Origin of the sequence: Leifsonia sp. NCR5, assembly GCF_002105485.1 — a bacterium.
GTDB lineage: Bacteria > Actinomycetota > Actinomycetes > Actinomycetales > Microbacteriaceae > Leifsonia.
Genome location: NZ_NCSR01000017.1, coordinates 1 through 24,662, shown reverse-complemented (window position 1 = coordinate 24,662; position 24,662 = coordinate 1). Strand labels below are relative to the sequence as shown.

At 69.5% G+C, this 24,662-nt stretch carries 24 protein-coding genes; 8 read left to right on the top strand and 16 right to left on the bottom strand.

Annotated elements, in window-relative coordinates:
* The first annotated feature begins 43 nt into the window (after positions 1 to 43).
* Positions 44 to 1,150, top strand: coding sequence for an aminotransferase class V-fold PLP-dependent enzyme (locus B7438_RS14310; RefSeq protein WP_085370280.1), 1,107 nt, complete (start codon positions 44 to 46; stop codon positions 1,148 to 1,150).
* Here the strand turns inward: B7438_RS14310 and B7438_RS14305 are convergent.
* From B7438_RS14305 to B7438_RS14295, 3 genes are all read right to left on the bottom strand, one after another.
* Positions 1,147 to 2,277 carry a branched-chain amino acid aminotransferase gene (locus B7438_RS14305; protein WP_085370279.1) on the bottom strand — a complete coding sequence of 377 codons (1,131 nt, stop codon included), beginning with the start codon at positions 2,275 to 2,277 and terminating at the stop codon, positions 1,147 to 1,149. The two genes, B7438_RS14310 and B7438_RS14305, sit on opposite strands and share 4 nt — an antisense overlap.
* Positions 2,278 to 2,315: 38 nt before the next feature.
* A complete protein-coding gene (locus B7438_RS14300; RefSeq protein ID WP_085370277.1) occupies positions 2,316 to 3,380 on the bottom strand; it encodes a 3-isopropylmalate dehydrogenase in 1,065 nt (354 codons plus the stop codon).
* A gap of 119 nt (positions 3,381 to 3,499) precedes the next feature.
* Positions 3,500 to 5,032 carry an MFS transporter gene (locus tag B7438_RS14295; protein WP_085370276.1) on the bottom strand — a complete coding sequence of 511 codons (1,533 nt, stop codon included), beginning with the start codon at positions 5,030 to 5,032 and terminating at the stop codon, positions 3,500 to 3,502.
* A 59-nt stretch (positions 5,033 to 5,091) separates the two neighbouring features.
* On the opposite strand from B7438_RS14295, the gene B7438_RS14290 reads away from it, so the two are divergent.
* Entirely contained in the window at positions 5,092 to 5,634 is a 543-nt protein-coding gene (locus tag B7438_RS14290) for a TetR/AcrR family transcriptional regulator (protein ID WP_143465954.1), read from the top strand.
* Here the strand turns inward: B7438_RS14290 and B7438_RS14285 are convergent.
* From B7438_RS14285 to serA, 3 genes are all read right to left on the bottom strand, one after another.
* Positions 5,631 to 6,884, bottom strand: coding sequence for an RNA polymerase sigma factor (locus B7438_RS14285; RefSeq protein ID WP_179150833.1), 1,254 nt, complete (start codon positions 6,882 to 6,884; stop codon positions 5,631 to 5,633). The genes B7438_RS14290 and B7438_RS14285 overlap by 4 nt on opposite strands.
* Positions 6,885 to 6,918: 34 nt before the next feature.
* Entirely contained in the window at positions 6,919 to 7,284 is a 366-nt protein-coding gene (locus B7438_RS14280; protein WP_085370273.1) for a YciI family protein, read from the bottom strand.
* A gap of 233 nt (positions 7,285 to 7,517) precedes the next feature.
* Positions 7,518 to 9,110: a phosphoglycerate dehydrogenase gene (serA, locus tag B7438_RS14275; RefSeq protein ID WP_085370271.1), complete on the bottom strand. Its 1,593-nt coding sequence runs from the start codon at positions 9,108 to 9,110 to the stop codon at positions 7,518 to 7,520.
* A gap of 161 nt (positions 9,111 to 9,271) precedes the next feature.
* Here serA and B7438_RS14270 point away from each other — a divergent pair, with 161 nt between their 5' ends.
* From B7438_RS14270 to B7438_RS14260, 3 genes are read left to right on the top strand one after another with little or no spacing between them, the layout of a single operon-like run.
* The gene (locus tag B7438_RS14270) at positions 9,272 to 9,631 is read left to right on the top strand and encodes a PadR family transcriptional regulator (RefSeq protein ID WP_085370270.1); all 360 of its coding nucleotides are present in this window, start codon (positions 9,272 to 9,274) and stop codon (positions 9,629 to 9,631) included.
* On the top strand, positions 9,628 to 10,659 hold the full coding sequence (locus tag B7438_RS14265; protein ID WP_085370269.1) for a hypothetical protein: 1,032 nt from the start codon (positions 9,628 to 9,630) through the stop codon (positions 10,657 to 10,659). The genes B7438_RS14270 and B7438_RS14265 overlap by 4 nt, the downstream gene beginning before the upstream one ends.
* Positions 10,656 to 11,045 carry a DoxX family membrane protein gene (locus B7438_RS14260; RefSeq protein WP_256922050.1) on the top strand — a complete coding sequence of 130 codons (390 nt, stop codon included), beginning with the start codon at positions 10,656 to 10,658 and terminating at the stop codon, positions 11,043 to 11,045. The genes B7438_RS14265 and B7438_RS14260 overlap by 4 nt, the downstream gene beginning before the upstream one ends.
* Before the next feature lie 127 nt (positions 11,046 to 11,172).
* On the opposite strand, the gene B7438_RS14255 is transcribed toward B7438_RS14260, so the two are convergent.
* Entirely contained in the window at positions 11,173 to 11,862 is a 690-nt protein-coding gene (locus B7438_RS14255; RefSeq protein ID WP_085370267.1) for a TetR family transcriptional regulator, read from the bottom strand.
* A 61-nt stretch (positions 11,863 to 11,923) separates the two neighbouring features.
* Here B7438_RS14255 and B7438_RS14250 point away from each other — a divergent pair, with 61 nt between their 5' ends.
* Positions 11,924 to 12,385, top strand: coding sequence for an anthrone oxygenase family protein (locus tag B7438_RS14250; protein ID WP_085370266.1), 462 nt, complete (start codon positions 11,924 to 11,926; stop codon positions 12,383 to 12,385).
* Between the two features lie 23 nt (positions 12,386 to 12,408).
* Here the strand turns inward: B7438_RS14250 and B7438_RS14245 are convergent, their stop codons facing one another.
* From B7438_RS14245 to otsA, 7 genes are all read right to left on the bottom strand, one after another.
* Positions 12,409 to 13,137 carry a copper homeostasis protein CutC gene (locus B7438_RS14245; RefSeq protein WP_085370265.1) on the bottom strand — a complete coding sequence of 243 codons (729 nt, stop codon included), beginning with the start codon at positions 13,135 to 13,137 and terminating at the stop codon, positions 12,409 to 12,411.
* Positions 13,138 to 13,262: 125 nt separating this feature from the next.
* Positions 13,263 to 14,291, bottom strand: a complete 1,029-nt coding sequence (ilvC, locus tag B7438_RS14240; protein WP_085370264.1) for a ketol-acid reductoisomerase — start codon at positions 14,289 to 14,291, stop codon at positions 13,263 to 13,265.
* 39 nt (positions 14,292 to 14,330) lie between these two features.
* Complete coding sequence (gene ilvN / locus B7438_RS14235) at positions 14,331 to 14,840, bottom strand: acetolactate synthase small subunit (RefSeq protein WP_055892785.1); 510 nt, start codon at positions 14,838 to 14,840, stop codon at positions 14,331 to 14,333.
* 2 nt (positions 14,841 to 14,842) lie between these two features.
* Entirely contained in the window at positions 14,843 to 16,651 is a 1,809-nt protein-coding gene (locus B7438_RS14230) for an acetolactate synthase large subunit (RefSeq protein ID WP_256922049.1), read from the bottom strand.
* A gap of 49 nt (positions 16,652 to 16,700) precedes the next feature.
* Complete coding sequence (ilvD, locus tag B7438_RS14225) at positions 16,701 to 18,395, bottom strand: dihydroxy-acid dehydratase (protein ID WP_085370262.1); 1,695 nt, start codon at positions 18,393 to 18,395, stop codon at positions 16,701 to 16,703.
* Positions 18,396 to 18,467: 72 nt separating this feature from the next.
* Entirely contained in the window at positions 18,468 to 19,280 is an 813-nt protein-coding gene (gene otsB, locus B7438_RS14220) for a trehalose-phosphatase (RefSeq protein ID WP_085370261.1), read from the bottom strand.
* Between the two features lie 40 nt (positions 19,281 to 19,320).
* Entirely contained in the window at positions 19,321 to 20,895 is a 1,575-nt protein-coding gene (otsA, locus tag B7438_RS14215; protein WP_085370260.1) for an alpha,alpha-trehalose-phosphate synthase (UDP-forming), read from the bottom strand.
* A 143-nt stretch (positions 20,896 to 21,038) separates the two neighbouring features.
* Between otsA and B7438_RS14210 the strand changes: the two genes are divergently transcribed.
* Positions 21,039 to 21,851 carry a sugar phosphate isomerase/epimerase family protein gene (locus B7438_RS14210; RefSeq protein WP_373270202.1) on the top strand — a complete coding sequence of 271 codons (813 nt, stop codon included), beginning with the start codon at positions 21,039 to 21,041 and terminating at the stop codon, positions 21,849 to 21,851.
* Here B7438_RS14210 and B7438_RS14205 read toward each other — a convergent pair.
* Together B7438_RS14205 and B7438_RS14200 are read right to left on the bottom strand one after the other, a co-directional pair.
* Positions 21,826 to 22,716, bottom strand: a complete 891-nt coding sequence (locus B7438_RS14205; RefSeq protein WP_085370259.1) for an SGNH/GDSL hydrolase family protein — start codon at positions 22,714 to 22,716, stop codon at positions 21,826 to 21,828. The genes B7438_RS14210 and B7438_RS14205 overlap by 26 nt on opposite strands.
* Before the next feature lie 74 nt (positions 22,717 to 22,790).
* Complete coding sequence (locus B7438_RS14200; protein ID WP_256922048.1) at positions 22,791 to 23,450, bottom strand: TetR/AcrR family transcriptional regulator; 660 nt, start codon at positions 23,448 to 23,450, stop codon at positions 22,791 to 22,793.
* A 120-nt stretch (positions 23,451 to 23,570) separates the two neighbouring features.
* Between B7438_RS14200 and B7438_RS14195 the strand changes: the two genes are divergently transcribed.
* The coding region (locus tag B7438_RS14195) for an MMPL family transporter (protein ID WP_179150831.1) at positions 23,571 to 24,662 on the top strand (1,092 nt) is incomplete at its 3' end.

Genomic DNA, 24,662 nt, shown 5'->3' with positions numbered 1-24,662 from the left:
ACCTGCTCTTCTCGAATAGGTCCGGGAGCGGCACGCTGGAGGCATGCCAGCACCCGTCATCGTCCCGCAGCCGCTCGCCGCCGCGCGCGCCGCCTTCGTCGGCGGGGCCGGCTACCTGGCCGCCTGCACCCAGGGCCTTCCGCTGCGGGCGACGCTCAGCGCATCCCGGGGCGAACTGGACGCCTGGGAGCGCGGAGAGGCCACCCCGGCCGCGTACGGCGCCGCCGTCGAGGAGGCGCGGGCAGCGTTCGGCAGCATCGTCGGCGTCCCGGCCGACCGGGTGGCGATCGGCTCGCAGGTCTCCGCCATCGCCGCGACCGTCGCCGCATCCCTCCCGGACGGCGCGGAGGTGGTCTGCGTCGACGGCGACTTCAGCTCGATGGTCTTCCCGTTCCTCGCGCAGCAGCACAGAGGCGTCACCGTCGTGCACGCGCCGCTCGACCGCGTCGCCGACGCCATCGGCCCGCGCACCAGCCTGGTCGCCTTCTCGCTCGTGCAGTCAGCGACGGGGGCTGTCGCGGACTCCGACGCGATCATCGCCGCGGCGGCCACGCACGGCGCGATCACCTTCGCCGACCTCACCCAGGCCGTCGGCTGGCTCCCGGTCGACGCCTCCCGGTTCGACCTCACCGCCTGCCACGCATACAAGTGGCTGTGCGCCCCGCGCGGCTCGGCCTTCCTCACCGTGGGCGACCGGATGCTCGACGAGCTGCGACCCGTGCAGGCCGGCTGGTTCGCCGGCGACGACCCGTGGGCGTCCTGCTACGGCCCGGACATGCACCTGGCCCGGGATGCGCGCCGCTTCGACGTCTCCCCCGCCTGGCCGGTCTGGCCGGGAACCGCCGCCGCCCTCGCGTTCTTCTCCGGCCTCGACCAGGTCGCGGTGCACGCATACACGAGCGGCCTCGGCGACGCCCTCTGCGACCACCTCGGCCTTCCGGCCGTCGGGCAGGCGATCGTCACCTGGCCGGATGCGGACGGCTCCGACCTCGCGGCTCTGACCGCATCCGGGATCCGGGCGTCCGGACGCGCCGGGCGTGCCCGGGTGGCCTTCCACCTCTGGAACACGCCCGACGACGTCGCACGGGTCGGCGACGCGCTTCCCGCGAAGGATCGCGGAAGCGCGGGGCCGGGGCCGTCAGGCTCCTAGCCGTCGAGACGCATCATCCAGTTGTGGCGGTCGCGCACGCGGCCGTACTGGATGTCGGTGAGCTCCTCGCGCAGCGACATCGTGAGTTCCCCGGGAGGGGCGGTGATGTCGCCGACGGTGAAGGTGTCCGACTTGAGCTCGCCGATCGGGGTGATCACGGCGGCGGTGCCGCAGGCGAACACCTCGACGATGTCGCCGGACTCCACGCCGACGCGCCACTCGTCGATCGTCACCTTGCGCTGCTCGACCTTGTGACCGCGGTCGCGGGCCAGCTGCAGCACGGACTCGAGGGTGATGCCCTCCAGGATGCTGTCGGACTCGGGGGTCACCAGGGTGCCGTCCTTGTAGACGAGCACCACGTTCATCCCGCCGAGCTCTTCCAGGTACTTGCCCTCCACCGAGTCGAGGAACAGCACCTGCGCGCAGCCGTGCTCGGCCGCTTCGGCCTGGGGAAGCAGGCTGGAGGCGTAGTTGCCTCCGGTCTTCGCCGCTCCCGTTCCACCCTTGCCCGCGCGGGACCAGTGGTCGGAGAGCCAGATCGACACCGGGTTCACTCCGCCGGAGAAGTACGCGCCGGCCGGGCTCGCGATCAGGTAGTAGGCGACCTTGTTCGCCGGGCGGACGCCGAGGAACGCCTCCTTGGCGAACATGAAGGGACGCAGGTAGAGGCTCGTCTCCGGCTGGCTCGGCACCCAGTCGCCGTCCACGGCGATGAGCTGCTTGAGCGAGTCGATGAAGTATTCGACCGGGAGCTCCGGCAGCGCGAGGCGGTATGCCGAGCGCTGCATCCTGGCGGCGTTCGCCTCCGGGCGGAAGGTCCAGACCGAGCCGTCCTCGTGGCGGTAGGCCTTCAGACCCTCGAAGATCTCCTGCGCGTAGTGCAGGACGGCGGCGGACGGCTCCAGCTGGATCGGGCCGTACGGCGAGACGCGCGGCCGGTGCCAGCCACCCTTGACCGACCAGCACAGATCCACCATGTGGTCGGTGAAGTAGTTGCCGAAGCCTGGGTTCGCGAGGATCTCCTCACGCTCGGCTGCGCTGCGCGCCTCCTCGTTCCTGGTGACGGCGAAAGCGAGCCCGCTGGGGGTCGGTGCTCCCGTGAGGGTGATGCTGGTCGGAGATGTCATGAGAATCCTTTGCGCTGCGCTCGTTCGAAGCGGATGAACTAATTCTGCGCCACGGCGGTGGCGATCGCGTCGCCGATTTCGGCGGTGGCGCGGGATGCTGTGCCGCGGCTGGCGAGGTCGGCGGTCACCGCCTGCTCCACCCGCTCCGCGAGCTCCACCCGTCCGAGGTGTCGGAGCAGGAGTGCTACGGAGAGGATCGCAGCGGTGGGGTCGGCCTTCTGCTGGCCTGCGATGTCGGGGGCCGATCCGTGAACCGGCTCGAACATGCTGGGGAATTCGCCTGCAGGGTTGATGTTGCCCGAGGCCGCCAGTCCGATGCCGCCGCTGATTGCGGCCGCGAGATCGGTGAGGATGTCGCCGAAGAGGTTGTCTGTGACGATCACGTCAAATCTAGCAGGATTCGTGACCAGGAAGATCGTGGCGGCGTCGACATGCAGGTAGTCGACCGCCACCTCCGGATGCTCGGCGGCGACAGCGTCCACGATCCGTTTCCAGAGCGAGCCGGCGAAGGTGAGCACGTTGGTCTTGTGCACCAGCGTGAGCTTCTTGCTGCGCTGCTCCGCCTGGTCGAAGGCGTAGCGGACGACGCGCTCGACGCCGTACGCCGTGTTCACGGAGACCTCGTTGGCGATCTCGTGCGGCGTTCCCTGGCGGATGGCGCCGCCGTTGCCGACGTACGGTCCCTCGGTGCCCTCGCGCACGACGACGAAGTCGACGTCGCCCGGGTCGGCGAGCGGGCTGGCGATGCCGGGGAACAGCGTGGTCGGGCGCAGGTTGACGTAGTGGTCGAGCGTGAAGCGCAGCTTCAGCAGCAGCCCGCGCTCGATGTTGGCCCCGGCGAGGCGAGGGTCGCCCGGCACGCCGCCGACGGCGCCGAGCAGGATGGCGTCGTGCTGCTTGATCGCATCCAGATCGGTGTCGGTGAGCACGTCGCCGGTCTCGAGGTAGCGCTGAGCGCCCAGCGAGAACGGGGTCTTCGAGAAGGTGAGTCCGCTGCCCTCCGTGACGGCGTCGAGCACCTTGACCGCCTCGGCGACGACCTCCGGTCCGATCCCGTCTCCCGGGATGACGGCGAGCTTGACGACGGACGGGGACTCGGACATGGCACTCCTGCTGTTCGTTGCGGGCGGACCATCCCAGACTACCGGCGAGCGACCGGGTGGATGCGCGCCCGCCGGATCGCGCCCCAGCGGCCGGATCCGCGTCAGCGGCCGGATCCGCGTCAGCGCCCGATATTCCGCAGCGAGAACACCGCGAGGGCCGCCGCGGCCACCATGAGCCCGACGCCGATGCCCGCGGTCAGGGCGACACCGGAGTCGAACGCGGCGCGCGCGGACGCCAGCAGCTGCTCGCCCAGGTCGCCGGGCAGCTGACCGGCCACGGTCGTCGCACCGCCGAGGGTCTCCCCCGCCGCGTGCGCCTGCGCACTGGTGAGGCCATCCGGCAGCACGACCGCCGAACGGTACGACGCGGTGAGGATCGTGCCGAGCGTCGCCGTTCCGAGCACGGCGCCCAGTTCGTACGCCGTCTCGGACACCGCGGAGGCCGCACCGGCCTTCTCGGCGGGAGCGCTCGTCAGGATCAGCTCGTTCGAGACCGTCTCGGCCGCGCCGATCCCGAGCCCGAGCAGGACGAACGACAGGATGAGCACCCCGGCCTGCGCATCCCCTCCCGACAGAGCCACCACGAGGTAGCCGACCGCCGAGATCAGCAGGGCGACAGGCACCACGATCGCCGCCCGTACGCGCCGCGCGATCGGCACCACGACCAGCCCGGCCACGATCATCGTGGCGAGACCGGGGATGAGCACGAGGCCTGCGTCGATCGGGCTGAGGCCGAGCACCAGCTGCAGGTGCTGCGACACGAAGAACAGGTAGCCGACGAGCGACACCACGCTCAGCAGGTTGATCAGCACGGCGCCGCTGAACGACGCCCGCCGGAACAGCCGCATGTCGAGCATCGGGATGGGCCTGCGCAGTTGCCTGCGCACGAACAGCCAGCCGGACACGGCCCCGATCACGATGGCGAGCACCCCAGCGACGGAGAGGCCGTCGGAGGCGAGCGACTTGATCCCGTACACGATGGGCGCCATCGTCAGCAGCGACAGCAGGATGCTCGGGACGTCGATCGGCCCGGGATTCGGGTCGCGCGACTCGCGCACCAGCAGCGGAGTGAGCACGAGCAACGGGATGAGCACGGGAACCGCGAGCAGGAACACCGATCCCCACCAGAAGTGCTCGATGAGCACGCCGCCGACGATCGGGCCGAGGGCCGAGCCAGCCGCGAACCCGGATGCCCAGACGGCGATGGCGAGCCTGCGCTGCTCGCGGTCGGTGAAGATGCTGCGCAGCAGCGACAGCGTGGACGGCATCAGCATCGCGCCGAAGAACCCGAGGCTGGCACGCGCGGCGATGAGCCATTCGGTCGTCGGAGCGAAGGCGGCGCCGACGGACACGACCGCGAACCCGGTCGCGCCGATCAGCAGCAGCTTGCGGCGGCCGATCCGGTCGCCGAGGCTGCCCATCGAGACGAGGAGTCCCGCGAGCACGAGCGGGTACGCGTCGATGATCCAGAGCATCCCCGTGCCGCTCGGTTCGAGCGCCTGGGAGATGGCGGGCAGCGCGAAGCTGAGCACCGTGTTGTCGACGGAGACCAGCAGCACGGGAAGCATCAGAACGGCGAGCGCCACCCATTGACGCGCACCGGCGCGGGGCGCGACGGCGGGCGTGGGCGTGGTGATGCTCGGCGTGGACATGTATTTACTGTACCGTCTGGACGGTACAGTAATCAAGCCGGAGCGGCTACCATGTGCACATGGCAGAAACCCCCTCCGCCCGCGACCGCATCCTCGACGCGTTCGAGGAACTGCTCGCCGAGCAGAGCGAACGCGCCGCGACCCTCGACGCCGTCGCCGCCCGCGCCGGCGTCTCCAAGGGCGGCCTGCTCTACCACTTCGCTTCGAAGGACGCGATGGTCGACGGCGTCCTCGCCCGGCTGAGCGCGCACGTCGACGCCGACCTCGACCGGATGCGCTCCGCCCCGGAAGGCCCCGTCGCCTACTTCATCCGCACCTCGGTGCCCACCGACAACGACCTCGAGCGCTCCATCGTCGCGGTCGCCCGCCTCGCCCAGAGTGCGGACAGCAGGGCACGGGATGCGCTGTCCGCGATGCAGCGCTCCTGGCTGTCGATCCTCGAATCGTCGGTCGGCGACCCGCTCGTGGCCCGCATCATCATGCTGATCGGCGACGGGATGTACTACAACACCGCTCTCCTGCCGGACACGAACGCCGTCCTGCGCAGCGAGACGGACATGGACAGGGTGATCGAGCTGGTGAAGCGGCTGGCCGACTCCTAGGAGCCGAGCCCGCTCCCGCCGCCGAGCCCGTCGAGCCGGGCCTGCAGGAACCGCCGCACCCGCGCATCCTGGGCGGCCTCGATCGCCGCGGCGTACGCGTCCGCCGCCCGCGCGTCCCCCGCCAGCCGCAGCAGGTCGGCGCGCACCGCGAGCGCCTGCGCGGCGACCACCCCGTCGAACAGTTCGGGATGCGCATCCAGGTCGGCCAGCGCCGCCTCCGGCCCCGCGTCCGCGCTGTAGCCGCGCGCCACGACGCGCCCGAGCTGCGCGGCAGCGGACGGCCACCCCAGCACGAGCCCGTCGTAGAGCCGGGCGATCGCCGGCCAGTCCGTGGCCTCCCAGGTCGGCGCGATGCCGTGCAGCCCGGCGATGGCCGCCTGCAGCGCGAACCGGCCGGGCAGCCCAGCCGCCCCGCTGAGCGCGACGGTGGCGAGGCGCTCCCCCTCCGCCAGCATCCCCGCGTTCCAGCGCGACCGGTCGGCGTCGGCGAGCGTGACGAACTCGTCGGCGTCGGAGATCCTGGTCGTCTGCCGCGCCTCGGTGAGCAGCAGCAGGGCGAGCAGCGCAGCCGCCTCCTCGTCGTGCGGGCGGAGACGGTACGCGTCCCTGGCCAGTTCGATCGCGTCGGTGCGGAGCCGCCCGTCCGCGCGGGCGTGGCCGACGGTGTAGAGCAGGTAGACGGTGGTGAGCGCATCCGGCAGCCTGGCCGTCAGAGCCGCGTCGTCGCCGGCGGTGAACCGCAGCCGGGAGTCGTGGATGCGCTTCTTGGCCCGCGTGAGCCGCGCGGCCATCGTCGGCTCCTGCACCAGGAACACCTCGGCGACCTGCGCCGTCGGCACGTCGCAGACGAAGCGCAGCGCGAGCGCCACCCGCGTCTCCTCTGCGACGTGCGGGTGGCAGACGAGCAGGATCAGCTCCAGTCGCTCGTCGCCGGTGAACACCTCGTCAGCCTGCATGTCGATCTCCGCCTGCCGGTCGGCCGCGCGCGCAGCCTCGGCGGCGAGCATCGGCGCCGCGCGAACGGCGGTGCCCTCGCGCCGCCGCATGTCGACGGCGATGCGCTTGGCCACCGTCGTGATCCAGGCGGCGGCGTTCGCGGGCTCCCGTCCGGCCGCTTCTTCGGCGACGGCGCGGGCGAACGCCTCCTGCACGGCGTCCTCCGCGACCTGGAGGTCGCCGGTCGAGCGGGCGACAGCGCCCAGGATGCGCGGCGCATCCGTGCGGAAGGCACGCTCGGTGGCGGTGGTCACAGCCCATTCAAGCAAGCGGTGACCACCGGCACAATCAGTTGACCGAGCTCAGGACGAGCACGGGGAACAGCTCGTTCCAGCCCTCCGTCGGCACGAGCGCAGCCAGCTCACGGGCCTGCTCCGGGGTGGCGGCGGTGAAGTTGTAGAACCCGGTGACGACCTCTTTGGTCTCGCCGAACGGCCCGTCGGTGAAGAGCGGGCTGTCGCCGTCCCTCGGGGTGATCCTGGTGGCGGCGCTGATCGGCTGCAGGGCGGCGCTCGCGACGATCTTCTCGCCGGCGGCGACCACCGCATCCTGGAACGCCCGGTGGCCGGCCATGCCTGCCGCCCACTGCTCCTCGGTCATCGCGGCCGGGTCCCAGTTCGGTTCCTTGATCAGCAGAACGTACTCGTCGGACATGATGTCTCCTTACGTCTCGCGCTCGCGCGCATCGGTGTGAACACCACTACGACGTCAGTCAACCGCGAAAATCGACAGCCCGCCCCACTTTTTTCTCGGCCCGCCTCCTCGGGCGCATCCGTTCTCGCGGAGATCCGGCCGGCAGAACGACGAAACTCCGCCCGAACGGAGTCCTCGGCGGCGTGGCGGCCGGAGACTCCGCTCGGACGGAGCGAGAACGAGTGCGGGTCCGGTCAGGACTCGGTGATGTCGATCTCCTGCATCAGGTCGGCGTCGATGGCGATGCGCACCTTCTCGAGCAGCCCATCCGGGATGCGCGAGTCGACCGTGAGCACACTGAGCGCCTTGCCGCCCGCGGAGGTCCTGGCGATCTGCATGCCGGCGATGTTGATCTCCGCCTCGCCGAACTCCTGGCCGTAGACGGCGACGATGCCGGGACGGTCGTCGTAGACCATGACGATGAGGTGCTCCGCGATCGGGACCTCCACGTCGTAGCCGTTGATCTCCACGACCTTCTCGATCTGCTTGGTGCCGGTGAGCGTGCCGGACACCGACACCTGCGAGCCGTCGCTGAGCGCGCCGCGCAGGGTGATCAGGTTCCGGTACTCCTCGCTGACCGAGTCGGTGATGAGGCGCACCTCGATGCCGCGCTGCTCGGCGAGCAGCGGCGCGTTCACGTAGGAGACGGTCTCGCTGACGACGTTGGTGAAGATGCCCTTCAGCGCCGCAAGCTTGAGCACGCTCACGTCGTAGTCGACCAGTTCGCCGCGCACCTCCACGTCCACGCTGGTGAGCGGGCTGTGAGCGAGGCCGGAGAACACCTGGCCGAGCTTCTCGACCAGCGGGATGCCGGGGCGCACGTACGGGTCGATGACGCCGCCGGCGACGTTGACCGCATCCGGGACCAGTTCGCCGGACAGCGCCAGCCGCACCGACTTGGCGACGGACACGCCGGCCTTCTCCTGCGCCTCGTCGGTGGATGCTCCGAGGTGCGGGGTGACGACGACGTTCTCGAGCGCGAGCAGCGGAGACTCGGTGGGCGGCTCGCTGACGAACACGTCGAGCCCGGCGCCGGCGATGGAGTTGGTGGACAGGGCGCGGTAGAGCGCGTCCTCGTCGATCAGCCCGCCGCGGGCGACGTTGACGATGAACGCGGTCGGCTTCATCAGCGCGAGCTGGTCGTCGCTGATCATGCCGGTGGTCTCCGGCGTCTTCGGCATGTGGATGGTGATGAAGTCGGCCTCGGCGAGCAGTTCGTCGAGCGTGACCAGCTGAACGCCCAGCTGCTGCGCGCGGGCCGAGGTGACGTACGGGTCGAACGCGATCACGCGGGTGCCGAACGCCTGCAGGCGCGCGGTGATTAGAGCGCCGATGCGGCCGAGCCCGATGATGCCGACGGTCTTCTCGTAGACCTCGGTGCCGGTGTACTTCGACCGCTTCCACTGCCCCTGCGCCAGCGCGTTGTGCGCGGCCGGGATGTGCCGGGCGAGGCTCAGGATGTGCCCGACGGTGAGCTCGGCGGCGGAGATGATGTTGGAGGTCGGCGCGTTCACGACCATGACACCGGCGTTGGTCGCCGCCTTGATGTCGACGTTGTCGAGCCCGACACCTGCACGCGCGATGACGCGCAGCTTGGGAGCGCCACCGATGACCTCTGCGTCGACCTTCGTCGCCGACCGCACCAGGATGGCGTCGGCGTCGGCCACCGCGGAGAGCAGTGCAGCCCGGTCGGTCCCGTCCACACTGCGGATGTCGAAGTCCGGCCCGAGGGCGTCGACGGTGGCGGGCGAAAGTTCTTCGGCGATCAGCACGACCGGCTTTGTCACGTGGCAGTTCCTTAGTTTCGGAGCAGACTTGGGAGAAAGCGCCACTGGCCATTGGGGCGCGGATCGCAACAACTCTACCGGCTGGGCGGGGGTGCCTTTCGCCGCGTTACGTACATTGCATCCATTGTCATATATCGACAGTCGTACTATCGTCGAGCCCCATGACCTCAGAACTGCGCGAGCCGACGTTCTACGTGCTGGCCGCCCTAGCCGACGGACGCAAACACGGCTACGGCATCATCAAAGACACCGTCGAACTCTCGGGCGGACGGATCTCGCTCAATGTCGGGACCCTGTACTCGGCACTCGAACGGCTGAGCGGCGACGGGCTGGTCGCCCGTGACGGCGAAGAGGTGGTGGACGGCCGGCTGCGCCGCTACTTCCGCCTCACCGACGACGGCGCAGCCCTGCTCGCCGAGGAGGCCGACCGGCTCGCGGCGCGCGCGGCCAGCGCGCGCGAACGGCTCGCGCACCGACGACCGGCTGCGTCGGCCGGAGCGGCCGCGGGGGCGCTGTCGTGAAGCCGTCACCCACCCTCGAGGACCGCTACCGCCGCGCCCTCCGCTGGTACCCGCCGCTCTGGCGCGCGCGCACCGAGTCCGCGATGCTCGGCACCCTGTTGGAGCGCGCCGAGGACGAGTCGCGCACCGAACCGGCGCGGGGCGAACTCGCCGACCTGCGCGTCAACGGGTTGCTTCAGCGCATGAATGCCGTCGTCACAATCGTCCCCGCGGACGGCAGACGAGCGGTGTCGTCGGCCGCGCTCGGCCTGGGGGCCGGTTTCTCGCTGTTCTTCCTCGTCGTCTTCGAGCTCGATCCTCTCCGGGTCGTCGGTCCCGCCGATTACGGCATGAGGACGTTCGGTCCCGTCCTGACGCCCGGTGTCGTGGTCTACGCACTTTGGCTGGCGGCGTTCCTGTTCGCCGCGTTCGACTGGGACCGCACGGCCCGCATCCTGCTCGCTGCGAGCATGGCGGCGTCTGCGCTCCTCTACCCGGTCGCGGGCGCAGCCTTTAGAACGCACCTGGCAGGCCCGGATCCCGCCTCGACGGTCGCGATCAGCTTCCTGCCCGCTCCGGCCACACTGCTGTTCCTCGGCGTGATCGCCGTGGTCGGGATGCTGTCCAGAGCACCGATGCCGTCACGCCCTGCCGCCCTCTGGGCCTTCGGCATCACCGCTCTCGCGCTCGTCGCCATCACGCTGACCAACCTGGTTCGTACGAACATGCTGCGGTTCGACGACGCCTGGCTGTGGCGCGACGAACGCGGCCTCGCCGTCGCGATCGGCATCCTGCTCGTCGTCGCGATGATCCTGCGCAGGCGTGCCGGCGCGGCAGCAACCGCCTGCACTGCGATCGCCGCCCTGCTGTTCGGGATGCTCGCGGTCACGCTCGCCGTCGCCAAGGCCGACTCCCCCGGCGTCAACGCGGTCATCGCCATCGCGGGCGCGGCGGTGGTGACGCTCGCCGTCGTGGTCGTCGCGATCGTGGCCTTCCGGCGCCGCCTGGCGCGCAGCGGCGCATCCGGCAGGGCAGACTGGGAGGCGTGACCGCCTTCGAAACCGTCCAGCTCGTCGTGCGGATCGCGCTCGCGTGCGTGTTCGTGGGGATGGGCGTCCTGCACTTCGTTCCCGGGCCCGCCCGCGGAATGGCCGCGATGATCCCGCCCCGGATGCGCTGGGGCGCGCCGCTCAGCCCACGCGTCCTCGTCGCACTGACCGGCGTGTGCGAGCTGGCGGGCGGGATCGGGCTGCTCGTGCCGTGGACGCGGGTGGCGGCGGCGATCTGCCTCGCGGTCTTCCTCGTCGCGGTGTTCCCCGCCAACGCGTACGCGGCGCGGCACAAGGAACGGTTCGGCGCGTTCGGCACGCCACTCATCCCGCGCCTGCTGCTGCAGGTGCTGCTGATCGGGCTGTGCGTGTTCTGCGCGCTCTAGGCCCAGCGTCCAACGCGCTCCTCCAGTGCCAACTGCTGCTAATCGCGCAGTGCGCGTCAGCGCGCCCTGAAACCTGCGTCCACCGCGCCAATCACGCGCCGACTCGCGCCGATCACGCGGTTCGCGTTCAGCGCGCCCTGAGCACCGCCTCCAGCGCGGCGACCACCGTGGCTGCGCGGGTCACGTCGGCGGCGACCGCCGCGCGCAGGCGCGCGACCGGCGTGCGTGCCGCGAGTTCGCGGCGCAGGGCGACGGCCTGGATACCTGTCAGCCCGACGAGCGCCGTGGCTGCGATCCGCGGCTCAGGGTCGGCGGCTTCGAAGCCGTAGCGGGCGGCGAGCGACCCGGCGGCCAGGGCGACGAGCGCATCCTGTTGCTCGCGCTGGTGGGCGCGCAACGACGGCGTCTCGGCGATGAGGGCGCCGAACCTGGCGGTCTTGTCGTACGCCGCGCGCTCATCCGGTTGGGCGGCGATCCAGTCGGTGAGACGTCCGAGTTCCCGGTCGAGCATCGTCGCCACCGCGGCGGCGGGCGGGGTGGTGTGGTCGGCCAGCGCGCGTCGCAGTCCGCCCTCGGTGGCGTCGCCGCGGTCGAGCAGCAGGGCCTCTTTGCTGGGGAAGTAGTTGAACACCGTCTTCTCGGAGACGCCGCAGACGCGGGCGATCTCAGCGACCTGGACTGCGGCGAACCCGCGCTCGACGAACAATTCGGTGGCGGTGTCGGACAGCAGCCGACGCATCCTGCGCTTCTTCTGCTCGCGGAGGCCGAGCTGCTCCCCCGCGTCGTCGTGGTCCCAGACCACCGTTCGGTCGCTCATGCTGTTGATTTTACAGCAACCATATTTATACTGTCACTGTAATTATCGAAAAGGGGTTCGCGTGTCCGCTCTTCTGGTGGCCGGCATCGTGCTGGTGGGGTTGGTCGTCGGCGTGTATTGGGGGCCGTGGATCGCGCTCACCCGCACCATCGCGACGTTCGAGCCTGCTGTGCTCCTGCCGCTCGTCGCGCGGCTCAGCGCGAACCTCGCTCCCGTGATGACCGTGCTGATGCCGCTCGCGCTGCTCGTGGTGGCGGCCGTGGTCGCGGTCGCGGCGTTCGGGCATCCGGTCACGCTCATCCTGGGTGCGGTCGCGTTCGTGCTCCTGGCGCTCACGCTGGTGGTGACGATTGCGGTCGAGGTGCCGATCGTCAAGACCATCGAATCCTGGACCGTCGACACGCTCCCACCCGACTGGCGCGCACGCCGCGACCGCTGGGTGTCGTTCCACCTGTTGCGCGTGATCCCGGGCGTCGTGGCGCTCGCGCTGCTCGCCACGGCCGCGGTGACCTACCCGCTCTGACCCTGCCAACCACGCTCCCCCGCTCAGTACGCGGCGGCCAGCGCCTCCCGCACGACCGCGGCGTCCGTCACGTCGTACGAGGCCGCACCGCCGCCGGGACCGGACGGCGAGCCCGTCACGGTCGTGCGCGCCGAGAGGTGCACCGCATCCACGCCGGTCGCCGCGATGCCTGCGATGTCGGTGACGCCGACTCCCCCGCCTGCCATCACCTGCACGCGGCCGGCGGACTCGGCGGCGAGGGCGGCGAGCATCCCGACGCCGTCGATGCTGCGGGATGCTCCTCCCGACGTCAGGATGCGGCGGACGCCGAGCGCGGCGAGCGTGTCAAGGGCGCCGAGAGGGTCCGGCGCGATGTCGATGGCGCGGTGGAAGGTGACGTCGAGGTCGCCGGCCTCGGCGACGAAGCGGGCGACCGCGTCCGTGTCCACGGCCCCGACGGCGTCCAGTGCGCCCACCACGACACCGGATGCGCCGGCGCGCCTGGCGTAGCGGATGTCGGCCAGCGCCAGCTCCACCTCGTCGGCGTCGTAGACGAAACCTCCGGCGCGGGGGCGGATCAGGACGTGCACGAAACCGTCGCGCCCCGCGCTCTGCGCTTCGGCGACCGCCGCCTCGATGAGGCCGGCGGAGGGCGTGAGGCCGCCGACGCCGAGCGCGGAGCAGAGCTCGATGCGGTCGGCGCCCGCCTCCAGGGCGACGCGAACGCCCGCCCTGTCCTGGACAGCGATCTCGACGGCGAGACGACGGGACACGGGAACCTCCGGGGTGTGAGCGCGGAACGCGCGCGATGAGAGCGTGAAAAGCAGAAGAGGTGCCGACCTCCGCCGGAGCGGAAGCGGCACCTCTTCACAGTAGCCAGTCGGTCGCTAGGCGACGATCAGCGCGCGACCTCGCCGTCGACGTAGTCGTCGTCGTTCGACGCGTTCCAGGCGAACAGCTTGCGCAGCTCGCGGCCGGTGGCCTCGATCGGGTGCTGCTCGCCCTTCTTGCGGAGCGCGAGGAACTCCGGCGCTCCTGCATCCTGGTCGGCGATGAAACGCTCGGCGAACGCGCCGGACTGGATGTCGGCGAGAACGGCCTGCATGTTCTCCTTGACGTGCGGGTCGATGACGCGCGGGCCGGAGACGTAGTCGCCGTACTCAGCGGTGTCGGAGACGCTCCAGCGCTGCTTGGCGATGCCGCCCTCCCACATCAGGTCCACGATGAGCTTGAGCTCGTGCAGCACCTCGAAGTATGCGACCTGCGGCTGGTAGCCCGCCTCGGTCAGAGTCTCGAAACCGTACTGGACGAGCTGCGAGACACCGCCGCAGAGCACGGCCTGCTCACCGAACAGGTCGGTCTCGGTCTCCTCGGTGAAGGTCGTCTTGATGCCGCCGGCGCGGAGGCCGCCGATGCCCTTGGCGTAGCTGAGGACGAGGGGCCACGCGTTGCCGGTGGCGTCCTTCTCGACGGCGACGATCACGGGGACGCCACGGCCGGCCTCGTACTCGCGGCGCACAGTGTGGCCCGGGCCCTTCGGGGCGACCATGATGACGTCGACGCCCTCCGGGGCCTCGATGTAGCCGAAGCGGATGTTGAAGCCGTGGCCGAAGACGAGCGCGTTGCCCTCTTCGAGGTTCGGCTGGATGTCGTCGGCGTAGAGGTGACGCTGCACCTGATCCGGCGCGAGGATGACGATGACGTCGGCCCACTTCGCCGCGTCCGCGGCGCTCAGGACCTGGAAGCCTGCCTCTTCGGCCTTGGGCTTCGACTTCGAGCCCTCCTTGAGGCCGATGACGACCTCGACGCCGGAGTCGCGGAGGTTCTGCGCGTGCGCGTGACCCTGCGAGCCGTAGCCGATGACGGCGACCTTCTTGCCCTGGATGATCGACAGGTCAGCATCGTTGTCGTAGTAGATCTCAGCCACTGGGGGATTCTCCTTGTTCGTGTGGTTCTGCAGAAACGGTTAGTTCTTGAAAACGCGCTCGGTGATGGACTTCGAGCCGCGGCCGATCGCGAGGAGGCCGGACTGCGCCATCTCCTTGATCCCGTACGGTTCGAGCACCTTGAGCAGCGCCTGGGTCTTTCCGCTGTCGCCCGTGACCTCGATCACGAGGGCGTCCGTGGCCACGTCGACGACGCGGGCGCGGAACAGGTTGACGGCTTCGAGCACCTGCGAGCGGGTGGTGTTGTCGACGCGCACCTTGATCAGCAGGTGCTCGCGCTGCACGGACTGCGCAGGGTCGAGCTCCACGATCTTGATGACGTTGATCAGCTTGTTCAGCTGCTTGGTGACCTGTTCGAGCGGGAGGTCTTCGACGTCGACGACGACCGTGATGCGGGAGAGGCCGTCGACCTCGCTCGTACCCACCGCCAGGGATTCGATGTTGAAGCCGCGGCGTGCGAACAGACCGGCGACACGGGTCAGCAGACCCGGCTTGTCCTCGACGAGGAGGCTCAGAACGTGCGTGCTCATGTCTACTCCTCTCCGAAGGCGGGGCTGTGGTCGCGGGCGTACTGGACGTAGCTGTTGCTGACGCCCTGCGGGACCATCGGCCAGACCATCGCGTCCGCGCTCACGACGAAGTCGATGACCACGGGACGGTCGTTGGTCTCCAGCGCCAGCTTGATCGCCGCATCCACTTCCTCTTCCTTCGTGACGCGGATGCCGAGAGCGCCGTACGCCTCTGCCAGCTTCACGAAGTCGGGGACGCGCACGGTGTCGTGGCCGGTGTTCAGGTCGGTGTTGGAGTACCGGCCGTCGTAGAACAGCGTCTGCCACTGGCGGACCATGCCGAGCGACGAGTTGTTGATGATCGCGACCTTGATCGGGATGTTGTTGATCGTGCAGGTGGCGAGTTCCTGATTGGTCATCTGGAAGCAGCCGTCGCCGTCGATCGACCACACCACGCGGTCGGGCTGGGCCACCTTGGCGCCCATCGCGGCGGGCACCGAGTATCCCATCGTGCCTGCCCCACCCGAGTTGAGCCACGCGTTCGGCCGCTCGTACTTGATGAACTGCGCCGCCCACATCTGGTGCTGGCCGACTCCGGCGGTGTAGATGCCCTCCGGTCCGGTCAGCTCGCCGATCCGCTGGATGATGTGCTGCGGGGCGAGCAGGCCGTCCGTCGTCGGCGAGAACCCGAGCGGGAACTCCTCGCGGAGCCCGTTCAGGTACGTCCACCATTCGACGGTGTCGGGCGCCCGGTCTTTCGCGGCCTCTTTGAAGGCGGCGGTCAGATCGACGATGACATCTTTGGCATCGCCGACGATGGGCACGTCGGCGATCCGGATCTTGGAGATCTCAGCCGGGTCGACATCGACGTGGACGACTTTCGCGTTCGGAGCGAACAGCGAGGTGTTGCCGGTGACGCGGTCGTCGAACCGCGCGCCGAGCGACACGATGAGGTCGGACTCCTGGAGCGCGAGCACCGCGGGGACGGTGCCGTGCATCCCGGGCATGCCGAGGTGCTGCTTGTGGGAGTCGGGGAACGCGCCGCGCGCCATCAGCGTGGTGGTGACGGGCGCCCCGGTGACCTCGGCGAGCTCGAGCAGCTCCTGGGAGGCGCGGGAGCGGATGACGCCGCCGCCCACGTAGAGGATCGGCTTCTTCGCCTCGGCGAGCAGCTGCGCTGCCGCGAGGATCTGCTTGCCGTGCGCCTTGGTGATCGGACGGTAGCCGGGCAGGTCGACCTTGGGCGGCCAGATGAACGGCACCGTGTTCTGCTGCGCGTCTTTGGTGATGTCGACGAGCACCGGGCCGGGGCGGCCGGTTCCCGCGATGTGGTACGCCGCTGCGATGGTGGACGGGATGTCCTCCGCGCGCTTCACCAGGAAGGAGTGCTTGGTGATCGGCATGGTGATGCCGACGATGTCCGCCTCCTGGAACGCATCCGTACCCATCAGGGTGGAGAAGACCTGGCCCGTGATGAACACCACGGGGACCGAGTCCATGTGGGCGTCCATGATGGCCGTGACGAGGTTGGTCGCTCCGGGACCGGAGGTGGCCATCGCCACGCCGACCTTGTTGCTCGACGAGGCGTAGCCCTCTGCGGCGTGGCCGGCGCCCTGCTCGTGCCTGACCAGGATGTGACGGATCTTGGTGGAGTCCATGATCGCGTCGTAGATGGGGAGGATGGCTCCACCCGGGAGCCCGAAGACGTCGGTGACGCCGAGGAGTTCCAGGGTGCGGACCACGGACTGGGAGCCCGTCAGCGATTCGGGCGACGCCTTTCCAGGCGTCGCGGATGGCAACACGGTACTAGGAGAACTGGGTTCCGAGGACATGTGTGGGCGAGTCCCTTACGTACGAAACGGATGATGCGAGGAAGCGGAGCTACCCCGTGACCGCGCCCTCCGCAGCGGAGTGCACGAGCTTGGAGTACTTCGCGAGAACGCCACGGGTATAGCGCGGGGGAAGAGGCGCCCAGCCTTCACGGCGGGCGGTCAGCTCTGACTCATCGACAAGTAGGTCGAGGGAGCGAGCCGCGATATCGACCCGTATCAGATCACCATCGCGCACGAAGGCGATGGGACCTGCGTCCACCGCTTCGGGTGCTATGTGGCCGATGCAGAGGCCGGTTGTGCCGCCTGAGAATCGTCCGTCCGTCAATAGTAGTACATCCTTGCCGAGGCCCGCGCCCTTGATGGCGGCGGTGATGGCGAGCATCTCGCGCATCCCCGGGCCGCCCTTCGGGCCCTCGTAGCGGATGACCACGACATCGCCGGCCTTGATCTTGCCTTCCGTCAGAGCATCCATTGCTCCGCGCTCGCGCTCGAACACGCGGGCGGGACCCTCGAAGACCTCGGCGTCGAAGCCCGCGGTCTTGACGACGGCGCCCTCAGGAGCGAACGACCCCTTGAGGATCGTGATGCCGCCGGTGGCGTGGATGGGGTTGTCGAGGCTGCGCATGACCTCGCCGTCCGGAGCGGGCGGGTTGATCTCCGCGAGGTTCTCCGCGACGGTCTTGCCGGTGACGGTGAGGCAGTCGCCGTGCAGGAGACCGGCGTCGAGCAGCGCCTTCATGACGACGGGCACGCCGCCGTGACGGTCGACGTCGTTCATCACGTACTTGCCGAACGGCTTGAGGTCGCCGATGTGCGGGACCTTGTCTCCAATGCGGTTGAAGTCGTCGATCGTGAGGTCGACCTCCGCCTCGCGGGCGATGGCGAGCAGGTGGAGCACGACGTTGGTGGAGCCGCCGAACGCCATGGCCACCGCGATGGCGTTCTCGAACGCCTTCTTGGTGAGGATGTCGCGCGCGGTGATGCCGAGCTTGAGCAGGTTGACCACGGCTTCGCCCGAGCGGTGGGCGAAGTAGTCGCGGCGGCGGTCTGCCGAGGGCGGCGCTGCCGAGCCGGGGAGGCTCATGCCGAGCGCCTCTGCGACGGAGGCCATGGTGTTGGCGGTGTACATGCCGCCACAGGCACCCTCGCCCGGGGCGATGGCGCACTCGATGCGCTTGAGGTCTTCTTCGCTCATCTTGCCCGCCTTGCAGGCGCCGACGGCCTCGAAGGAGTCGATGATCGTGACGTCCTTCTCCGTGCCGTCGGAGAGCTTGACCCAGCCGGGGGCGATCGAGCCCGCGTAGAGGAAGACGGCGGAGAGGTCGAGACGCGCCGCGGCCATCAGCATGCCGGGGAGCGACTTGTCGCAGCCGGCGAGCAGGACGGTGCCGTCGAGGCGTTCCGCCATCATGACGGTCTCGACGGAGTCGGCGATGACCTCACGCGAGACGAGGGAGAAGTGCATGCCCTCGTGGCCCATCGAAATGCCGTCGGAGACGGAGATCGTGCCGAACTGCAGCGGGTATCCCCCACCGGAGTGGACGCCCTCTTTCGCGCCCTGTGCGAGGCGGTCGAGCGACAGGTTGCAGGGGGTGATCTCGTTCCAGGAGCTCGCGATTCCGATCTGCGGCTTCTCCCAGTCGGCGTCGCCCATTCCGACAGCCCGAAGCATCCCGCGGCTCGTGGTTGCTTCGATTCCGTCGGTGACGACGCGCGAACGCGGTTTCCAATCGATGTCTGGCATGGATCAACTCTAGGACGTTCGGGATGCCGCTCTGAACATATGACCGAGACCGGTGGATAACCCGCGAAGAGGTCAGGCTGTGGAGGACTGCCTGGCGTCCGCGAGCAGGCTCAGCATCGTCGCGACGGCGGTCTCGTCGGCGAGGCGGAACTGCGCTGCCGTCTCCCCTTCGCCCACCTTGATGCCGACGTCCCCGGCGCCCGGGCGGAGCACCGCGAAGCCGTCCTCGTCCGTCACGTCGTCTCCGGCGAACAGCACGGCCGTCGCCTTCGTGTACTCGCGCAGGCGCTCGATGCCGTCGCCCTTGTTGGCGCCGCGCACCGAGAACTCGATGATGTCCTTGCCGTCGCGGATGGTGAGCTTGTCGCTGACCGAGGCGGCAGCGGCGTACGCGGCCTCGACCACCTTCTTGCCCTCCTCCTCGCCGAGCAGCCGGTAGTGGACGCCGTAGCCGACGGGCTTGGTCTCCAGGCGCGTTCCCTCCGTGGACGACACGAGCGCGCCGAGCACGTCTCCGAGCTTCTGCAGCGTCTCCTGCTCGTCGATGCTGAGGTCGAGCGATACGCCGTCGCGGCCGAACCGGATCTCGACGCCGTGCGAGCCGATGAGCAGCGCATCCGGATCGGCCTCCGTCACGATCTCGAGGCTCGACAGCGGTCGGCCGGAGATGTACGCGACCCAGGTGTTCGGCAGGGCTTCGAGCCTGTCGAGCGCCTCCTTGGCCTGCGGGAGCATCCTGGCCGCTTTGGGACGGTCGACGAACGGCGCGAGCGTGCCGTCGAAGTCGAGGGCGAGGAGGACGCGCTCCTCCGACGCGAACGCGCGGAGGGCGTCGACGAGGGCGACGGCGGAGGCGGACGGTGTTGCGGGGGCTGTCTCTGTCATGCTTCTTTCTCAGGTGATACTGCGGCTGGGTACGCGCCGGTCAGCGACGGTTGACGGGCGGGTTCTGCAACGGGTGGTCTCCGTGCGCGCTGCGCGTCAGAGCATCCAGGAAGGATGCGGACCACTTGGCCACGTCGTTGGTGAGGACGCGCTTGCGCAGGGCGCGCATCCTGCGTGTCCTCTCCCTCCTCGGCATCGCGATCGCCTGCTGGATGGTCTCCTTCAGCCCCTCGATGTCGTGCGGGTTGATGAGGAGCGCCTGGCGCAGTTCGTCCGACGCCCCGGCGAACTCGCTGAGCACCAGCACGCCGTCGTCGTCCGCGCGGGTGGCGACGTACTCCTTGGCGACCAGGTTCATCCCGTCGCGGAGGGCGGTGACGAGCATCACGTCCGCCGCGAGGTAGAGGGCGACCATCTCCTCGCGCGGGTAGCCGTGGTGCAGGTAGGCAATCGCGGTGTGGCCGAGGGTGGAGTAGTCGCCGTTGATGCGGCCGACGGTCAGCTCGATCTCGTCGCGGAGCTGCATGTACGTCTCGACGCGCTCGCGGCTGGGGCTGGCGACCTGCACGAGCGTGACGTGCTCCGAGTCGAGCTTGCCTTCGGCGAGGAGTTCGCCGAACGCCTTGAGCCTGTGCCCGATGCCCTTGGTGTAGTCGAGCCGGTCGACGCCGAGCAGGATCTTCTCCGGGTTGCCGAGCTCTTCCCTGATCTGCCTGGCGCGCTCCTGGATCTCCGGCCGCTTCGCCAGCTCCTGGTACCGCTCGGCGTCGATCGAGATCGGGAACTGCCTGGCGAGGACGGTGCGGGCCAGTCCCCCGTGCTTGTTGGTGGTCACGTGCCGGTGCGACCCGGCATCCGGATCGTCGGTGTCGATCGGCACCTCGATGATCGGGCCGCGCGTCTCGTAGCCTTTCAGGCGCCGGACGGCGCGGGAGAAGTTGCCGGCGTCCGCGACGCGCTGGAAGCCGATCACGTCCGCGCCGAGCAGGCCGTCGATGATCTGCCTGCGCCACGGCAGCTGGGAGTAGATGCCGTACGGCGGGAACGGGATGTGGTTGAAGAACCCGATCACGAGGTCGGGGCGCTGCGCCCTCAGCATGGCGGGGACGAGCTGCAGCTGGTAGTCGTGCACCCACACCACGGCGCCCTTCGCCGACACGGCGGCGGCGGCATCGGCGAAGCGCTGGTTGACCTTCACGTAGGTGTCCCACCACTCGCGGTGGAAGCTCGGCTGCGCGATCACGTCGTGGTAGAGCGGCCAGAGGGTGTCGTTGGAGAAGCCCTCGTAGTACTCCTGCAGATCCTGCTCGCTGAGGCGCACGGGCAGGATGTTGATGCCGTCCGCCTCGAACGGGTCGATGTCCTCGTCCGCGACGCCCGCCCAGCCGATCCAGACGCCGTCCTCCGCCCGCATGACGGGCTCCAGAGCGGCGACGAGTCCCCCGGGAGACGGCCGCCAGCTGGCCGTTCCGTCGTCGTCGGTGACCCGGTCGACGGGGAGTCTGTTGGAGACGATGACGAGATCGTACGTCTCGGTGTCCGTCGTCGTTTCCGTGCTGGTGGAGGAGGTTCGGTGGGGTGAGATGGTGTGTCCAATCCGTCGGGTCGCGGCCATTGCGCACTGTATGCCAGGGTACCAGCGTGTTCTAGCCCTCCCCAGGGGCGGCGGCCCGGCGGCGGGCCAGCGGCGGCGGCGCGGCTCGCGTTCGCGCGGCGGTCATGCTGCGTTCAGCGCGCGTGGGTACAGTGTCGCGCGTGATGCGAATCGGCATGAGCACGTCGTGCGTCTACCCGCTGGCCGTCGAGCACGGTTTCCGTCTGGCGGCCGAGGCGGGCTTCGACGGCGTCGAGGTGATGGTCACCCGCGACGAGACCACCCAGTCCCCGGATGCGCTGCTCGCCCTCTCCGACAGCTACCGGATGCCCATCCTCTCCATCCACGCGCCCGTGCTGCTCCTGACGCACTTCGTCTGGGGCCGCGACCCGCGCGTGAAGCTGGAGAAGTCGGCCGAGCTGGCGGCGGAGGTCGGCGCGGACACGGTGGTCGTGCATCCACCGTTCCGCTGGCAGTCCGGCTACGCGGAGGACTTCCTGGCGATCGTCCGCGAGACCGCCGACGCGAGCGGCGTCAGCATCGCGGTGGAGAACATGTTCCCGTGGAAGCTGGCAGGCCGTGCGCTCGCCGCGTACTCCCCCGGCTGGAACCCGGCGGCGATGGACTGCGACGCGGTCACGCTCGACTTCTCGCACGCGGCACTGAGCGGCGTCGACTCCCTCGCCCTGGCCACCGAACTCGGCGACCGTCTGCGCCACGTCCACCTCTGCGACGGGTCGGGCCCGCTCGACGAGAACCGCGTGTTCGACGAGCACCTCCTCCCCGGCCACGGCGGCGAACCGGTCGCCGAGGTGCTGAGGATGCTCGCCGGCCGCCGCTGGTCGGGCAGCATCGTCGCCGAGGTCAACACCCGCAAGGCACGCACCGACGACGAACGCCTCGGGATGCTCCGCGAGACCGCCGCGTTCGCCCGCGAGCACACGGGGTCGGCTACTGCGCCTTCCCCAGCGTCCTGACGAGCGCCCGCGCGTACTCGCGGTATCCGGCGGCCGTCGGGTGGAAGGCGGCGAACCCCGAAGTGTTGACCCACGGGTTCTTGTTGCCGATGCCGTGTCCCTCGAAGTCGACGCCGACGAACGTCATCGGCACGCCTTTCGCCCTCTGCTCGTCGACCGCGGTGCGGATGACCTCGTTGAGGCCGATGGTCGCCGCGTTGATGGCGGCGGCCATCCCGAAGTCCGGGGCGTTGGGGTCGGAGGCGTCGTACATGACCGCGTAGCCGGTGACGACGATGCGCGCGTTCGGCGCGGCCTTCGCGACCGCCGCGTAGACCGCATCCAGCCGGTCGGGAAGCACGTTCAGCAGGGAGAGCGCGCTCGACAGCTCGTTGCGGCACGGGATGGCCTTGCCCGCCGCACAGTCGGACGCGATGTCCGCGACGCCGAGGTCGTTCCCTCCGATGCTGAGGGTGACGAGGTCGGTGCGGTCGTCGAGCGCGATCAGCTGCCGCTTGAGCAGATCGGACGTGGTGGCGCCGCTGCACGACGCATTCGCGATCAGGTCGACGCCGGACTCCTCGGCGAACACGTCCGGGTAGCTCTTCATACTGCTCACGCACTTGCCCGTCTCGCCGCCCGCGCCCATCCCGGCCGCGAACGAGTCGCCGAGCGCGACATAGCGGGTCTCCGGGGTGAGCGGCTCATCCGGGAACGGGTCGACGGTGGGCGTGGGCGTCGGCGTCTCGCGCGCGGCGACGGGGCGTCCGTCCTGGGAGTCGTGACGCGCGTTCGAGGTCGCCGACCACGCGAAGGCCGCTGCGCCGGCGAGCACACCGACGACGACCACGGCGATGATCGGGATGACGATGGCTCTGCGTCGCATCCGATCAACGTTACCTGCGCATCCTTGGCGCCCGCTCGACGTCCGCCGTGGCTGGGCTCAGTGTGCGCTGTGCCTCACACCCGCTCGGTCAGCGCCAGCAGCACCGCGGGCACGCTGGCCGACAGGCGCTCCGAGAAGGCGCGCTCGTCTCCGGTGAGGAGCGCCCTGGCCTCGGCGTTCGCGCAGAGTTCGGCGATCACGCGCACCGCTTCCTCCGGCGCGATGGTGAAGCGGCGGTGGGCCGTCTCGAGTGCTGCCTCGACGATCTCGGTGAGTTCGGAGAAGAAGCCGTCCTGGTAGCGCACGAAGTCGGCTGCGATGGCGGGGTCGCGCATCGCGAGGAGCAGGAACTCGGACTGGACGAGCCACCAGCGACGGTCGTCGGACTGCAGTTCGAGCACCTTGGCGACGATGTCGACCACGTCGTCGTCTCCGATGGTCCTGCCGTCGCCGACCTTGGGCGCCAGGTACTGGGCGACGCCGGCGTTCAGCTGTTCGATGCGCATGGTCTTCTCGCGCTCCATCAGCGCGAAGAAGAGCTCCTCCTTGGTGGAGAAGTTGGAGTAGAAGGCGCCGCGGGTGAAGCCGGCCGCCTCGGTGATCATTTCGACGCTGGCCGCGTGGACGCCGTGCTCGGCGAAGATGTCGAAGGCCGCGTCGAGCAGGCGGGAGCGGGTCTTCTGGCGGCGCGCCGACTCGGCCGGCGCTTCGTCTCTGAGAGCTGTCGTTTCCAAGCTGAAACCTTCCTGAATCGAGTTCCAGATACACGAGTGTATCGGATACATTCGGGTATCGGATACAACGGTGTATCGAACCCCCGTACTGGATCTGTAGCCGATTATGTAGGAGAACGCGTGTCCTCGATTCTGTATTCGATCGGCCGCTGGGCGTTTCGTGCCCGCAAGCTCGTCGTCTCCCTGTGGATCGTCCTCCTCGTCGCCCTCGGCGGCGGTGCCGTGCTCTTCAACCAGGGCACGGACAACTCGTTCAGCATCCCCGGCACGGAGTCGCAGGAAGCCCTCGACACCCTCAGCCGCACGTTCCCGCAGGTCAGCGGCACGTCGGCGCAGCTCGTCGTCGTCGCTCCGAAGGGCGAGACGGTCACCGACGCGTCCGTGAAGCAGCCCGTCGACGCCGCCGTGACCGACCTCGCGAAGCTCGACGGCGTCGCGGGCGTCACCTCCCCGTACAGCAAGCAGGTGAAGGGCTCCATCTCCGACGACGGGTCCGCCGCCATCGTCACCGTGCAGCTGAAGGGCCAGATCACCACCGTTCCCGCCGAGACCAAGACGGCACTCCAGAATGCGGGGGCCGACCTCCAGAAACAGCTTCCGGATGGGTCCCAGGTCGCCGTGGGCGGGCAGCTGTTCTCGCAGAGCCTGCCGACACTCAGCGTCACGGAGCTGCTCGGCGTGGGCATCGCCCTCGTCGTCCTGATCCTCACCTTCGGGTCGTTCCTGGCGGCGGGAATGCCGCTCCTCACCGCGCTGCTCGGCGTCGGGCTGTCGATGGCGCTCATTTTCATCGCGACGCTGTTCGGGCCGATCTCCTCGACGACGCCGCTGCTCGCCCTCATGCTGGGGCTCGCGGTCGGGATCGACTACTCGCTGTTCATCATCTCCCGGCATCAGAGTCAGCTGAAGGCCGGCGTCGATCCGGAGGAGTCCGCCGCCCGCTCGGTCGCGACGGCGGGGTCCGCGGTGCTGTTCGCCGGGATCACGGTCATCATCGCGCTCGTCGGGCTGTCGGTGGCGAACATCCCGTTCCTGACGACGATGGGCATCGCGGCGTCGGCGGCGGTCGCCATCGCGGTGCTGATCTCGCTGTCGCTCACCCCCGCTCTGCTCGGCTTCGCGGGAGCGCGGATCACGCCGGGACGGCGCGCGGCGAAGCGGGCGGCGCGGCGCGCTGCGAAGGCGGCGGGGGCATCCGGGGCGGCGGGCGCA